This is a genomic window from Heyndrickxia shackletonii (assembly GCF_001420715.1).
GTDB lineage: Bacteria > Bacillota > Bacilli > Bacillales > Bacillaceae_C > Margalitia > Margalitia shackletonii.
Genome location: NZ_LJJC01000004.1, coordinates 341,007 through 355,888, shown reverse-complemented (window position 1 = coordinate 355,888; position 14,882 = coordinate 341,007). Strand labels below are relative to the sequence as shown.

General features: G+C 36.3%; 15 protein-coding genes and 1 riboswitch. Of the genes, 2 read left to right on the top strand and 13 right to left on the bottom strand.

Annotated elements, in window-relative coordinates; all coding sequences use genetic code 11:
- Positions 1-37: 37 nt before the first annotated feature.
- The 10 genes from AN964_RS01830 to AN964_RS01790 all read right to left on the bottom strand — a co-directional run bounded on the left by AN964_RS01830 (position 38) and on the right by AN964_RS01790 (position 8,945).
- Positions 38-1,222 (bottom strand): MFS transporter, encoded by a 1,185-nt coding sequence (locus AN964_RS01830; RefSeq protein ID WP_055738087.1) that lies wholly within the window; start codon positions 1,220-1,222, stop codon positions 38-40.
- Between the two features lie 151 nt (positions 1,223-1,373).
- A complete protein-coding gene (locus AN964_RS01825) occupies positions 1,374-2,576 on the bottom strand; it encodes an MFS transporter (RefSeq protein WP_055738086.1) in 1,203 nt (400 codons plus the stop codon).
- 714 nt (positions 2,577-3,290) lie between these two features.
- Positions 3,291-4,304 (bottom strand): LacI family DNA-binding transcriptional regulator, encoded by a 1,014-nt coding sequence (locus tag AN964_RS01820; RefSeq protein ID WP_437177105.1) that lies wholly within the window; start codon positions 4,302-4,304, stop codon positions 3,291-3,293.
- A 125-nt stretch (positions 4,305-4,429) separates the two neighbouring features.
- Positions 4,430-5,017 carry a kinase gene (locus tag AN964_RS01815; RefSeq protein WP_083489180.1) on the bottom strand — a complete coding sequence of 196 codons (588 nt, stop codon included), beginning with the start codon at positions 5,015-5,017 and terminating at the stop codon, positions 4,430-4,432.
- 24 nt (positions 5,018-5,041) lie between these two features.
- The gene (locus AN964_RS01810) at positions 5,042-5,923 is read right to left on the bottom strand and encodes an aminoglycoside 6-adenylyltransferase (RefSeq protein WP_055738084.1); all 882 of its coding nucleotides are present in this window, start codon (positions 5,921-5,923) and stop codon (positions 5,042-5,044) included.
- Between the two features lie 38 nt (positions 5,924-5,961).
- Positions 5,962-6,534 carry a GNAT family N-acetyltransferase gene (locus AN964_RS01805; protein ID WP_055738083.1) on the bottom strand — a complete coding sequence of 191 codons (573 nt, stop codon included), beginning with the start codon at positions 6,532-6,534 and terminating at the stop codon, positions 5,962-5,964.
- Between the two features lie 84 nt (positions 6,535-6,618).
- Complete coding sequence (locus tag AN964_RS01800; protein WP_055738082.1) at positions 6,619-7,161, bottom strand: hypothetical protein; 543 nt, start codon at positions 7,159-7,161, stop codon at positions 6,619-6,621.
- A gap of 473 nt (positions 7,162-7,634) precedes the next feature.
- A complete protein-coding gene (locus AN964_RS01795; RefSeq protein WP_055738081.1) occupies positions 7,635-8,021 on the bottom strand; it encodes an HTH domain-containing protein in 387 nt (128 codons plus the stop codon).
- Between the two features lie 54 nt (positions 8,022-8,075).
- On the bottom strand, positions 8,076-8,204 hold the full coding sequence (locus tag AN964_RS27240; RefSeq protein ID WP_268888324.1) for a hypothetical protein: 129 nt from the start codon (positions 8,202-8,204) through the stop codon (positions 8,076-8,078).
- Between the two features lie 153 nt (positions 8,205-8,357).
- Positions 8,358-8,945, bottom strand: coding sequence for a GNAT family N-acetyltransferase (locus AN964_RS01790; protein WP_055738080.1), 588 nt, complete (start codon positions 8,943-8,945; stop codon positions 8,358-8,360).
- 401 nt (positions 8,946-9,346) lie between these two features.
- A riboswitch (SAM riboswitch) is annotated at positions 9,347-9,447 on the top strand.
- Between the two features lie 84 nt (positions 9,448-9,531).
- Here AN964_RS01790 and AN964_RS01785 point away from each other — a divergent pair.
- A complete protein-coding gene (locus AN964_RS01785) occupies positions 9,532-10,659 on the top strand; it encodes a 5-methyltetrahydropteroyltriglutamate--homocysteine S-methyltransferase (RefSeq protein ID WP_055741094.1) in 1,128 nt (375 codons plus the stop codon).
- 158 nt (positions 10,660-10,817) lie between these two features.
- Here the strand turns inward: AN964_RS01785 and AN964_RS01780 are convergent, their stop codons facing one another.
- From AN964_RS01780 to gntK, 3 genes are all read right to left on the bottom strand, one after another.
- On the bottom strand, positions 10,818-11,603 hold the full coding sequence (locus tag AN964_RS01780) for a putative protein N(5)-glutamine methyltransferase (RefSeq protein WP_055738079.1): 786 nt from the start codon (positions 11,601-11,603) through the stop codon (positions 10,818-10,820).
- A gap of 253 nt (positions 11,604-11,856) precedes the next feature.
- A complete protein-coding gene (locus AN964_RS01770) occupies positions 11,857-12,354 on the bottom strand; it encodes an NUDIX hydrolase (protein ID WP_055738077.1) in 498 nt (165 codons plus the stop codon).
- A gap of 7 nt (positions 12,355-12,361) precedes the next feature.
- Entirely contained in the window at positions 12,362-13,903 is a 1,542-nt protein-coding gene (gene gntK / locus AN964_RS01765) for a gluconokinase (protein WP_200915603.1), read from the bottom strand.
- A 159-nt stretch (positions 13,904-14,062) separates the two neighbouring features.
- Between gntK and AN964_RS01760 the strand changes: the two genes are divergently transcribed.
- Entirely contained in the window at positions 14,063-14,857 is a 795-nt protein-coding gene (locus tag AN964_RS01760) for a MurR/RpiR family transcriptional regulator (protein ID WP_055738075.1), read from the top strand.
- Positions 14,858-14,882 lie beyond the last annotated feature (25 nt).

Sequence of the window (14,882 nt, the reverse complement as noted above, 5' to 3'; positions counted from 1 at the left end):
CGTAATTATTTTTTTAATATCTATTAAATTATCATTTTTATTTAAAAACTTTTCGCCCGCGATATAAAACAAATATTGCTAATAAAACACTTATAACCGCGATGACCATATCAAATACCAATGTCATGGTGATATTCACTGCACCAACTAAATAGCTTGTGATCATCGGCACAAAAATAAAGGCTAAACTTGAAGCGATATTTACGTAAGATGTGGTCGTTGCTTTATTTTTCACAAAGAACTGTGTCATGACACTTAAAGCTAATTGGAAAATCCCTGCAGTTGATAGACCAAGGATAAATGTACATATTAAAACGACCGGATAAGCTTTAATGCTGAATAGACCTAACATGGATAAAAAGGCTATTACCGGATAAATAATCATAATCGTTACAGGCTTTACAAATTTATCTAAAATAACTGCCAAAATTAATACGGAGACTAACGCGCCAATACTAAAGTAACTTAATAGTTGTACGGAGTTATTTTGGCTTAAACCAATAAATTTACTTCCAAGCTCCGGTAGCCATGTTTGCCATACTACGAATAAGGCGGTACAAGTGAAGCCAATTAAAATAATTGCTAGCCCTTCACGCCACAATTTAGGTTCTACTTTAAATGATGAAGACTCCTCTTGTATTTCATGTGATTCTCCCCCACCATTTGCAGATGGAAATGGCATGAAAATAAGATAAATGCCGCATAACAAATACAGGATACCCCATATGAAGAATGACCAGCCCCAGAAGATGTGATTCGCTACTAATATGGAGATGATAAACGGCAATAATGTTGCGCCAATCGAAACAAAAGCTTTAACAAGAACAGTCGCGGAACTTGACTTCTTCGGAAATGCTTCAATCAAAGCAGGATATGTGCCCGAATCAAGTAATGAGTTCGCGATACCAGCCACAATAGCAAAAATAAAAGCAAGGGTATAACTTGACGTTATCGGTATACCGATCAAAAATAGTATTTCTAAAAAGCTCCCAATAACAATCACTGGTTTCCTGCCGTATTTGTCGGAAATCCGACCAACAAAAAATAAGGATACAAGTTTCCCTATTCCAATAGCAGAAACCAAAAGACTAATTTTTTCCACTGAAACATGATATTTGCTAGAAAGATTATGCATGTTAGATGCAACGATAATGTTAATCATTCCGAGCATGAAGTAGTTTAAATACATTCCAGCTGATGTCTTAATATATCGGTTTTTCAACTTGTCCACTCCTTTGAATGCATCCCAATCTTTTACAAATTCCCCTTTATGAAAGAGACATAATGCAAAAGAAGGAACCAAAGTATATGAGAATGAATGTTCAGCATTTTGCTTTACTCATTCTACTTTTCAAATACGATGCCGGCTTGTCTCAGTTGTAAACGGATATGGCTTTATATCTTTTGAAGATATAGATTCCAAGAACAACACTGACACAAGCCAAACAAATATCAAAAATAAATACAGAGGATACTCCTAAGTATTTAGTTAATAAGCTTGTTACAAAAGGGACGACAATAAAAGCTATACTAGCCGCAGCACTAACATAAGAAACACTTGCTCCCTTTTTTTCTGAAAACAGTTCCATCATCACTGTCGCTGTTAATTGAAAAATCCCTGACATAGAAAACCCTAAAAAGAACGATACAACCGTAAGAATGGTTGGATTATGATTGAATTGAAGCACGATTAAAGTGATCAATGCCATACATGGATAGATAACCATAGCAGTTATTGGCTTCATTAGCCTTTTTAACAAGATAGCAAGTAATAGTACAGACAGGATACCACCTATACCATAATAACTAAGTAATTCAACCGACTTCACTTTGCTTAAATGAAGCACATCTTGTCCAAAGGTCGGAAGCCAAATTTGAACGACATTAAACAATGAAACAGAAGCAAAACCATTTAGAATAAGGGCAACGCCTTCTTTCCAAAACTTTAGCTTTGCCGGATCAACTGGTTGCTTTATATGTGAATCATCCACCTGTTGTTTCTTATGTTTATTTTTTGTCGGATCAGGAAAGTTAGTTCTTATTAAAAAGAGACCACTCAACAAAAACAACGCTGCAGGTACAAAAAAACTATAGCCGTAAAACATTTGGTTTGTGATAATAAAAGCTATAATGATGGGTAACAGGACCGCCCCTATTGAAATAAAAGCTTTCAATAAAACTGTTACGGTACCTGCCGCATTTGGAAATCCTTCATTGAGTGCAGGATAAGAACCTGAATCTAATAAGGAATTACAGATTCCCGCAATGAGAGCAAGTCCCATGGCGTACTTATATTGAGCTGTAAATGGTATTCCTATTAGAAATATCATATATAAAAAGACCGCTGTCACAATTAGAGGCTTTCTTCCATAACGATCGGAAAGCTTTCCGGATACATTAATACTTAATAAGTGCCCAATACCAACAACTGAAATCAAAGAACTAATATCTGTTCTTTCAACTCCCAATTGTTGAGAAAGAAAGCTCATATTTGATGACAAGATGATATTGATCATTCCTAAAAGTAAGTAATTTAAATAAATTCCTGATGCCATTTTCCAATATGGATACTTCATTCAATATCTCCTCGATGTCATACAAATTCCAAATAAATAAATCCCATTCCCCACCTCAGTACCATTTATAATCTTAGTTTGTTTCTTAAATAAAAATTAAATTCCTGTGTATACACAGCCTACTCAGTCTTGTGAATTTTTACGAAGGTTGCTGAGATGGGAAATGAAAGATATTTTTTTGAAATTCCTATTGAAAATGAGAAAGTTCTAGTGATCCTCCCTCCATTAATTCACCTATCTATCTAGTATATCGTTCTACTAAAAATGAAATTTTTATATACATAATAATAATATATAATTTCGAACTGTAACTTTCTTCAGTAGAACAACACATTAAAATAAAGGTATTTTTATGGGACATTATTTTTAACTCATTAGATAAATATAGGTATTATTTTTAGTAGAACGTTCTACCTAACAACAAATAAAAATATACTCCTGATTTCTATATGTGTCAAGTATGTGACAAGGGCACTTAAAAATTGGTATGTGGATTGGGCTTTTAGGGTAGTTTTACTTCTATTAAAGTGCTGTTTCCGTATAAATTGTGGTTTTTCGTAAATTGTTTTAAATCCTAAATTAGTCTTAGTTTCGGGCATCATTTCTTAAAATGGATTTTCTTTTCTAACCCAAAATAAAGAAATGATAATATTTTCTTCCATTAAAAAAAGAAGATTAACATTTGTTATCTTCTTTTAAAAATAATCTTTAGTTTTATGAAGTTTCACGAATGATAAGTTCAGGCTTTAGTATTATTCGTTGTTTCTCGGGACTACTTTTTGTCATTTTTTCGTATAAGATATTTGCTGATTTAATCCCAATTGATCTTGGAAATGAAGAAACCGTTGTTAAAGGGGGATGATAAATTTCTGAGTCTGGAATATTATCAAATCCGACTATATCGATGTCAACTCCTGGTGTTAACTCATGCAATGCTAGACCCTGTAAGACACCAGAGGCTACCAAATCGCTAAAGCAAAAAATGGCTGTAGGAGGATTTTCATTTTGCAAAACTTTTGATACCGCATCAAATCCCCCTTCTCTAGTAGGCGGTCCATCAATTATTAGGGATTCATCCAATTTCAATCCAGCTCTTTCATAAGCTAACTGAAATCCCTGCATTCTCTCAATCCATGTAGAGGATGCCTTTATTCCCCCTAAATAAGCAATTCTTTTATGTCCTTTTTCTAGCAGATGGGTAACGGCAATATACGCACCTTTAACATAGTCAATTCCTACATAATCACAATTCGCGTCCTCAAGCTCTCGATTAGCAAGTACAATTGGTATCTGAAGTTCATTGATTTTTTTTACGGTTTTCTCGGAGCTTTTCGAAGCCGGATTAAGAATTAATCCATCCACCCTATGCTCTACCATAGTTGATAGTAATTTGTCCTGTTTCGAAACAGAATCGAAGGTAGTACCCAAGAGTACAGTATAACCAAACTGTTCTAAGGTATTTTGCGCACCTATCAAAAATTCCGAAATAAACTTGTTCGAAATATCGGTCACAATTACTCCTACAATACCAGAGCTTTGTGACCTCAAGTTAGCGGCAACTCGATCGTAAACGTATCCCAATGTATTGATAGAATCAAATACCTTTTTTCGTGTGGCTTCCGAAATTCGAGGATTATTCCTTATAACTAAAGAGACAGTTGATGTAGAAACACCTGCATGCGCGGCTACCTCATGTAATGTAACCCGATGTTTTTTGCTCATATAGATTGTCACCAGCTTTAAAATAAATAAAATATATATCAATGTTGATGAAAATAATACTAATAATAACGGAAATGAAATCTATTATCAAATCATTATTTCAACCCTATTAATTTATAACCAGCGTATTCTTAGCTCTGAAAAATGAAATCAGCTTGTTTTTTCGGAGACTCAGTCTCTAGATAATACTCTTCTGCCTTCCAGTATCGTTTTCTAAACTTTTCAATATTTTGTTGTGTTTCTTTGCTTTCACGCTCAAATCTTTTCTGTCTCGGACAATCAAAATATATAACATAGTCATAATAGGCTCTCCACTCTTTTCTTTGAAGGAACACGCCTTCCACTATTATGAGACAAGTGTCAGGTATTTTCATTACCTGGAGATTATGCGTATCAGAATGTTGATCATAAGTTGGTAGATTTAATATTTCTGAACCCTTTAGTTGTTTAAGGAGATTATTAGTAAGCCCTTCTATATCCCATTGCAAATAGTAATATTCATACCATTCTTCATAACTAGTATTATAACGCTTTTTTCTTTCTGCAATATAATCATCTATATGAAAGATGACAGTTGGGATATTTTTCTCTTGAAGATGCTTTTTAAAGTTTGCTGTAAATGTTGTTTTCCCTGAACGGCTTAAACCATCTATACCCAGAATAAACCTCTGACCTTCTGCCATTCTTTCCTTTAATACAGTTAGTATTTTATCTTCCAAACCGTTCCCTCCTTCCCCATGATGTTAAAATATTTCTTTGGCATCGGAGGGCAAGTTTCTTACATGAATTAGATAATCCGTCATATTTTTATCATCATTACTTGGGTACGCAAAGGATAAATTACTTGCAACTTCCACCGCTAACGTTCTAAACAAATCGCAAGTGACAAAGACAGAATCCCAAAGATTGTCATAATTATAATCGGAATATGTTTTTTCGTACATCTCCCAATAAGTTGCAGAAAGGTAGTTTTTGAAATACTTCCCCATTTTCCCCGCAGAAATTTGGAAGTCGTTGTTCATGCCAATCCACCAGGAGACCATTTCATCCAGTCTGCCTCTTATTACATTTTCAAACATTTGCTTTGCATACGGCAGCTCATCTCTCCATATTCCTTTTGCAACGTTTTGCAAACACCACCAAAAATCATTACAGCAGCCCATGAACATAGGCCCCGTCGGCTTTTTCACATGGTAGTCAATATCAGAAGAAGTCGAGATAGATGGAAGAATGTTGTCTTTATCTAAAAGGGGAATGGTAAGACTGTCTTTGACATAACATTCCAGCATGTTTTCCTTTGTTTCAATATGTAGGTCGATTCGATTTCCATCTGTAAACAGCATTAAATATCCGTAAGATTGATCAAAATCCATCTCCATCCCCAAAAGTTTATCGATTTTATCGGGCTCTTGAAGGATACGTAACTCTCCAAAAATATCAATCCATTTTTCGTCCTTTATAAAAGAAGCTGTTTCAGTTACGACATATACAATATCGTAATCCTGAAAAATATCCTTTGGAGCATTGGAGTTCGTTCTGGAGCCGTTCATATATACAGCTCGAATCCGTTCATCTTCGCGTGCTACTCCTAATATTAAATCGAACATTTCCTTTTCGCTTCTCATTGTCATCCCCCGGAAATTAACATTATTTTATAGCTGACTCACCTTTGAATCTTTTCATAATCTTCTTGAAGAATTCCATAAATCTCTAAATCAACTATTCCCTTTCCTGCCCAAAGTGTTGCCTGTCTTATTGTTCCTTCCTTGATAAATCCGTTTTTTAATAAAACCTTTTTGGAATTCACATTTAAGGGCATTACTTCTGCTTGAACCCGGTTAACTTTTACCTCTTGAAAAAGAAATTCCAGCAATATCCTAACTGATTCGGTTGCTATGCCTTTACCCCAAAACGCTTCTGTTAAAAAATAGCCGATCGTGACCATATTTACTTTTTGATTAAAATCTTGAGCCTCGATTATTCCTATTAATTTATTGTTATTATCAAATATGCCCCACTTAACCTTCGATTTTTTATAAAAATCACGTTCAAAATGCCCAATCATCTTTCTAACCGTTTCTTTATTATGCTTAGGAATAATTCCACAGAATTCGAACACCCTATCGTTGTTATAAATATCAAATACATCATCCAGATGACACTCACTGATTTTTCCAAGTGTGATACTATTTGAATTTAAAACTGGCAGTCTGGAAAACACCGCATCTATGTTCATGTATTCTCACCATCTTTCTTTTTGGTTGTAGACACTTTGGCTCCTTTCGTGGTGCAATCCTTTCGCTATTGTTACTGTTTCCTCTTATGCTTCCACTTTTCGGGCACAATACTTCCTCTTTTGTTCCCGTTTCCTCCCAGGCTCCCATTTTTCGGGCACAATACTTCCTCTTTTGTTCCCGTTTCCTCCCAGGCTCCCATTTTTCGAGCACAATACTTCCTCTTTTGTTCCCGTTTCCTCTCCAGCTTCCACTTTTCGGGCACAATACTTCCTCTTTTGTTCCCGTTTCCTCCCAGGCTCCCATTTTTCGGGCACAATACTTCCTCTTTTGTTCCCGTTTCTTCTCGAGCTTTCCCTTTCCGGGCACAATACTTCCTCTATTGTTACCGTTTCTTCTCGAGCTTTCCCTTTCCGGGCACAATCCTTCCTCTTTTGTTCCCGTTTCTTCTCGAGCTTTCCCTTTCTTGGCACAATACTTCCTCTATTGTTACCGTTTCTTCTCGAGCTCTCCCTTTCCGGGCACAATACTTCCTCTTTTGTTCCCGTTTCTTCTCGAGCTTTCCCTTTCCGGGCACGATCCTTCCTCTTTTGTTCCCGTTTCCTCCCAGGCTCCCATTTTTCGGGCACAATACTTCCTCTATTGTTACCGTTTCTTCTCGAGCTTTCCCTTTCCGGGCACAATACTTCCTCTATTGTTACCGTTTCTTCTCGAGCTTTCCCTTTCCGGGCACAATACTTCCTCTTTTGTTACCGTTTCTTCTCGAGCTTTCCCTTTCCGGGCACGATCCTTTCACCATTGTTATTATTTTCACGCATGGTTACCCTTTTCTTGGATATTTAGTCCGTTTTAACTTTTTTATTTTCCACACCTATTTTTGGATACGTCAGATAAATTGTGCTTTCAGTTAATATTATTTTTATCGATTTCCTCATTAATGGTGGATTCCCAAAATATCTTTTCCTTCCCAGTTGCATAACTGCTAATTATTTCTCTTAAAGGGTATGGCTGAAGGTTCCTTTCCTCTAGCTCATCGATATTGGCACAATAAGAAAATGATAACAATAATAAAGAATAAATTTTCTATACCAGGTAATGTAATTTAATCGGAAATAGTCTCAATTTTATATTTTTCCTTCAAAACAAAATGCAAATACATTATTCTAACAGCTAATATAAACTTTTTCTCTATTTTCAAAGATGCTGGGCTATGTAAAAATTCCTCAAACTCAAATGTATCTATACCGCCATAAACAGCCAACGTTTCATAGCTAATACCAATATTTCTATGCAGCCCCTCGATAATAGAGATTATTCTTACAGTATCATCTATATTATCTACATGTGTTAAAAAGCTGCTGATTTCTATTGGATGATTGGAATAGGTTGTTGTTTCATTCGAATATAAAATCTTATTGATTAAGCCATCAGACATTTTGTATACATTTTTCAACTTCGAAATATTATCTTCTAAATTAATGCTTTTCATAAAAAACACCCTTAATACTCTATTTTTTGTTAACCTATTAGAATAATGCTTTGTTTATAATTTTCTAAATAAAAGATAAGTAACCACAGGAAGCAGTACAACCATCATTTCATCATTATTGATAAGCAATTTAATTAAACCAATTCCCCAAATGATAATTAGAAAAGTTATGAGCCAAACCATTCGAACCCCTTTTATTCTCATTTCGTACCATTTCCTTTTGAGACTCAGGTATTATCGACTATATTATTCTTCAACATAGGAGTTTGTTTTCCTCCCTATTAACTATTACATTCCTTACACAAAACAAAATTATAGGTTGCCTAAGCAACCTACTTACTCCAACATTTTTTCATAACAAACACATTCATGTACTCTATTAAACTTTTTCTTTACTAATTCAACATCTTCACCAACATAATGAGCAAATGCCTGAACGGGGAAAAGGTTAGGCATTTCACTTTTAATCGTCTCTTTCAAATCATTTCCGCCATCAATGTACACATGTAAGTAGGATTCTACCTTTGTAAATCCATTTTTCACATACCACTTATTTACCCATTCATCGTCTCTCGTCCAAGCTTCTAATCGATTTAATCCCTTGTTTTTAGCAATTCTTTCTGCTTCGTTTAAAAGCTTTGTACCGATCCCTTCTCTCCTAAAGTCAGGATGGACGGCAATATGCCATATCATTCCGCCAAGTCCAGTGCCTCTTGAACACACTGTCCTCTCCTTTATTTCGTATTCAATATCTATTAATCCGACTATTTGACCTTCCTCTTCAGCGACTAATTCCATTGCTGGGTTTTCATAGATTTCCTTTTCCTTTAATACATTGTCAAAATACGCAGTATCCAAAAAGGACAATACCCTGCATCTTACCCATCCCTGTTCATCTTCTATTTGATACGGTCTAATCTTCATAACTAAACTCCTTTTTTAAATGTTAGTCAAATAAATAAAGACCTCCGTTTTTTACGAAGGCCTTCTAAATGAAATAATCTGCAATTTTATCATTCTTAATTTAAACTTGAGGGGCTTGAACCAACGTAAAATTCAATTTGTATACAATTTGATTTAATCATAAAAATCCCCTCCCTTTAAAAATAATTACCAACATTATAAATTATACAAAAAATTATAAACGGATGTAAATATTAGGGAAGAAGTATGGAGCAGTATTAAACTCAAAAAGCATTAATAAGGATCATTGAAGTTAATAACGAATACCACAACCATTATCATCCCCTTGCTCCCTGCAGATTTTCATTGACAGAATAACAGAACAGGTGTAACTTAACTTATAGTTAAATATTTTTAGAATTTTCTTATCTAGAGAGGCGGAGGGACTGGCCCTGCGAAGCCTCGGCAACAGACTTTTAGGAGTACTGTGCCAATTCCAGTAGCGAATGCTTGAAGATAAGAAGAGATCGGATATGGAAATTGCCCCTCTTCTTATTTGTGAGAAGAGGTTTTTATATTTTTTAAAGGAAAGAGGGAAATGATTTTTATGACTAAAACACTAGTTAAAGCACCATTTAGAGCCGATCACGTAGGCAGTTTTCTTCGAACAGAACCTATTAAAGAAGCAAGAAAGGCTTTTGCAAATGGGGAAATCGATACAGATGCCCTAAAGGCTGTAGAGGATGCAGAAATTGAGAAACTTGTCCAAAAGGAAATCGAGGTTGGTCTTAAATCCATCACAGATGGGGAGTTTAGACGCTCTTATTGGCATTTAGACTTTTTGGCAGGCTTAGAAGGCGTAGAATTGTTTGAAGCGGAATATATTAATAACTTCAAAGGTGACAAACCAAAAAGTAATGCCATTAAAGTAGTTGGTAAAGTAGATTTTAATGGCCATTATATGTTAGAACACTTTAAGTTTTTAAAACAAGCAGTAGAAAAATACGGTGATGGAAGCCAGGTTGCGAAGTTTTCGATCCCTAGTCCTAACATGTTATTTACTAGAATTCAAGGTGATGAATATTATCATGACAATCAAGAGCAGTTCTATTGTGATACGGTAGCGGCTTATCAAAAAGCAATTCAAGCATTCTATGATGCTGGCTGTCGTTATCTCCAATTAGACGATACTTCCTGGATTGATTTTGTTTCAGAAGATCGTATCAAAGCAGTTGTTGAAAAACATGGTAAGGATGTACAAGAAATCATTGATACTAGAGTTCGTTGTTTGAATGATGCTATTTCTAAGAGACCTGATGATATGTTAATTACCATGCATATTTGCAGAGGAAACTTCCGATCTACTTATATTACAAGTGGTGGATATGATACGATATCGGATGCCATATTCGCGAACTTACAGGTAGATGGACTCTTTCTTGAATACGACGATAATCGTTCAGGTGATTTCGAACCCTTAAAAAGCTTCAAACGTACTGATTTAACCGTTGTATTAGGACTCATTACATCTAAATTCCCAGAACTAGAAGACCCAGACAGAATAAGAGAAAGAATAAATGAGGCAAATAAAAATATTCCTTTAGAAAATCTAGCAATAAGTCCTCAGTGCGGATTTGCCAGTACGGAAGAGGGGAACAAGTTAACGGAAGAGGATCAATGGAAGAAGATTAAACATGTAATTGAAATTGCCGAAAGTGTTTGGGGTACTATTTAAGTATATGATTGATAAAACACCTCCTTCATTTTTAATAGACGGAGATGTTCTAATTTCCTGATTGTATTAATCCCACCGTATATAAATAGACCGTCCATTTGACGGTCTTATGTATTTATCTATATTTTTTTAGGTACAAATCACAATCTTGTTGCCAATCATTTAAAAGCATTATTAGTTCCAATAACGACAGTAGCATCCAGTTCTAAATCTCTAACTACATTTGTTGTTAATCCGGCATTAGTAAAGATTTCGAACGTTTGAGGTGCTTGGATTTCACTCGTCTCTATCAATAGCTGACCTCCAGCAGCGAGCCAATATGGAGCTTCTTCAGCTACCCTCCTTTGAATATTTAGGCCGTCATCTCCTCCGTCTAAGGCTAACTTTGGTTCATAAAGACGTGCCTCCATGGGAAGCATATCGATTGCTTTAGTAGGAACGTACGGAACGTTGGCAACTAATAAATTTATATGACCTTTAATCGATTGTGGTAAAGCCTTATACAAGTCACCTTCAAAAATATGGTCCCGGAAATCCGTTACGTTTCGTCTTGTACATCGAATAGCGACCGGATCGATGTCAGCACAGTACAAGGAAATATCCCCGAGTGTTGCCGCCAGAGCAGCACCTACAGCACCTGAGCCACAACAGAGGTCAACGACTATATCTCCAGAACAAGACAGGTCTGCTGCCTGACGAACAAGAAATTCCGTACGTTTCCGAGGTACGAAAACTCCCTGTTCCACTTCTATCCGCAGACCACAAAACTCTGCCCATCCAATGACGTATTCAAGCGGCAGACCATCTGCTCGCATTTTCACCTTTTGGTTGAAGTCGTCTAAAGAATGTGCCTCTGAAATAAGTATTTGAGCTTCCTCTTCTGCAAATACACAGCCAGCACTTCGAAGCCTGTTAACAATAGATTTTTCCGTTTTGTCGTCCAATTGGATACTTAATTTTACTTTTATTCGCTATCACCCTTTTAATTATGGTTTATCTATAATTCGATCATAAAAGAAAATATCCTTCTTTAACTGACTTGTTACCTTAACATCTTTTGTTGATGGAAGGCCATTGAATACACTCCCTTCTTGGCTGTTCACAATTATAAGACAATATAAAAAAATAATGTCAGTGTTTTGTATATAACTTCCTTGTAAACCAAAAACACCAATACCCAGCACACAAAAAAGAACTCTAAATATTAGAGTCCTTTGTAATTGATGCTCCTCCAACAGTTGATAGAAGTTGGTCATGAAACATACTAATAGGAAATAAATTCCCTCTTTGCAAATTATTCGTTATTTGCCTTACCACACCCACTTCTCGAAGTTCCTTATCTTCCATTTCTGCCAGCTCATTTAGCTTAATCCATTTGCAATCGATTATCTCCTCTTCTGTTAGGTTCAAGGAACCTCCACTAAGCTTGGCTGTAAAATGAAATAAAATCACCTGATCTCCCGTACTACTTTGAAAATTATATACACCAGTAGTACTAATAAACTTCACTTCATAACCGGTTTCCTCTTTTACTTCTCGTAAAGCTGCACTCAGAATATCTTCGCCATATTCAATATGTCCACTCGGAAAATTCCATTTACCTATGGCTGTGGGTTTGTTTTCCTTAATCATTAATACTTCTTCATCTTTAAATATTGATACGCTAACTACTAAGACAATCCCTCTTTGATCCATTTTATATTTACACCCACTTCTTTTGAAATGCCGAAATGCTATCATACTCTTCCTGCAGCAGCCTTGTAAGGCGAATGTAAATGGGAGTTAGATCCTGATAAATAGAGACATGTTCACTGTTTGGTGTATGGTGATGGGTTGCACCTACCATTTCATCTGCAACCTTGAATGAATCGATTTCTCCAAGACTGAACAAACCAAGTATAGCGGCACCAAGGCATGAACTTTCAAAGCTTTCCGGGATGTATACTTCATGATTAAATATATCCGCCATCATTTGCCGCCATAGCTCTGATCTTGCAAAGCCGCCAGTTGCATGTATTTTTTGAGGTTCTCCTATAAGCTCTGCTAAAGCTAAGAGAACTGTATATAAGTTAAAGATAACTCCCTCCAAAACAGCCCGGATAAGATGTTCTTTTTTATGGTGCATGCCCAAACCAAAAAAGGAGCCGCGGGCATTAAAGTTCCAAAGTGGAGCCCTTTCGCCTGCTAAATAAGGATGAAAAAGAAGACCATCAGAACCGGGAGTTACTCTGTCGGCTATTTCCGTCAACAATTCATATGGATCCTTCCCAAGCCTATTCGCGGTCGCCACCTCGGAATCTGCCAGCTGATCCCGTACCCATCGAAAAATCATACCGCCATTGTTAACCGGTCCTCCAATTACCCAATGATTTTCGGTTAAACAATAACAAAAGATTCTTCCCTTAGGATCCGTAATCGGCCGATCTACCATCGCACGAATGGCACCACTAGTACCAATCGACACAGCCACCACACCAGGTTCTATCGCGTTAACGCCAAGGTTAGATAAAACCCCATCCCCTGCTCCAACTACAAACGGAGTGGAAGGTAAAAGATTCATTTCATTTGCATAGGCTTCATCAAGACCTACCATTTGATAAGTAGTAGGAACAGGCTGAGAAAGCTCTTTTTCCGTCAAGCCTGCAATTTCTAGTGCTTCGCTATCCCAAGTTAATGTTTGTATATTAAAAAGACCGGTGGAAGATGCTATGGAGTAATCAATAACATATCTACCAAAAAGCTTATAAAAAACATACTCTTTAATGGAGATAAATTTATCCGCATTATGAAACAACTCTGTAAAATCATTTTTGAGCCAGACTAATTTTGACAGTGGGGACATCGGATGGATTGGAGTACCTGTCCGAAGGTAAATTTCATGTCCATTCATTTCCGACTTAATCTTCTCCACCCAGTCAGAACTTCTGTTATCTGCCCAAGTAATGCATTCTGTTAATGGTTTTCCTTTTTTGTCTACAGCAATGACACTGTGCATAACCGAGCTAAATGACACACACAGGATATCCTCCTCGGGAACACTGCTCTTTTGTTTGGTTTTCTTGATTGCCTGTATGACCGCTCTAAAAATTTCTTCGGGGTCCTGTTCAGCGGTTTCCGGAGTGGGAGAATACATAGGATATTCAATACTATGGCTGGAAACTACTGTCCCACTTTTAGAGTACAGAACTGCTTTTGCACTAGTAGTTCCTATATCAACACCTATCACATACTTAGAACTCATTATTATTCCTCCTTGAACCTTTCACAATCTTTCTCAGTTGCATTTTTTTATACAATAATTCCGCACTTATGGGTTTCCCCAAGCAAACGGTTTCAATTTGAATGTTATTAACTCTCTAATTATGCTATACTCCAAGTAGGAATGCTAGAAAGGGAAATAACAATGAGACAAAATTGTTTGCCGACCATTCGGTCCATCTATTCCAAACTGAGTGAAAAAGAAAAGAAAATTGCAGATTATATACTTGAAAATCCTGAGTTGGTTATCCACCAAACCATCAACGAAGTGGCGGATTATTTACAGCTTGCAGATGCCACTGTTTTTCGCTTTTCCAAAAGAGTTGGATACAAAGGCTTTCAGGCAATGAAAATAGCACTTGCATCGGAACTTATCGAATCAGAACCAAAAACGATCATTTCAAAAATAGATAAAAAAGATAGTAAATGTCCTTCCGAGTTATTATTCAAAACGACTATTGCTTCTCTTGAAAAAACGTTTGAACTTTTGGATAAGAATGCTCTTTCTAAGGCAATTGAAGCTATTCTTAACGCAAACAGAGTACAGTTTTTTGGAACAGAGGCTTCCGCAATCCTTGCCCTTGATTCATTTTATAAATTTTCCAGTGCAGGAATAAACGCTTCTGCTTTTTTGGAGACTCAATTTCAATTAATTACTGCTGCCACGTTAACTAAAAACGATATAGCGATTGTAATATCACAATCCGATACCAGTCATGGAATACTTCCCATTATGGAGGAAATTAAGAAAACGGGGGCCACTGTTATCACTGTAACAGATTCTTCCAATTCCCAAGTTAACTTACATGCGGATATTGCCCTTTATTCCTTTACAAATGAAATACATGAGGCAGGAATGCTTTCCTTAAGAAGTGCACAGCTGGCATTGCTAGATGCTCTTTATATGAATACCGTCTCTATTATGAACAAAGAAAGTTAAACCAAAAACCCCACTATAATACATG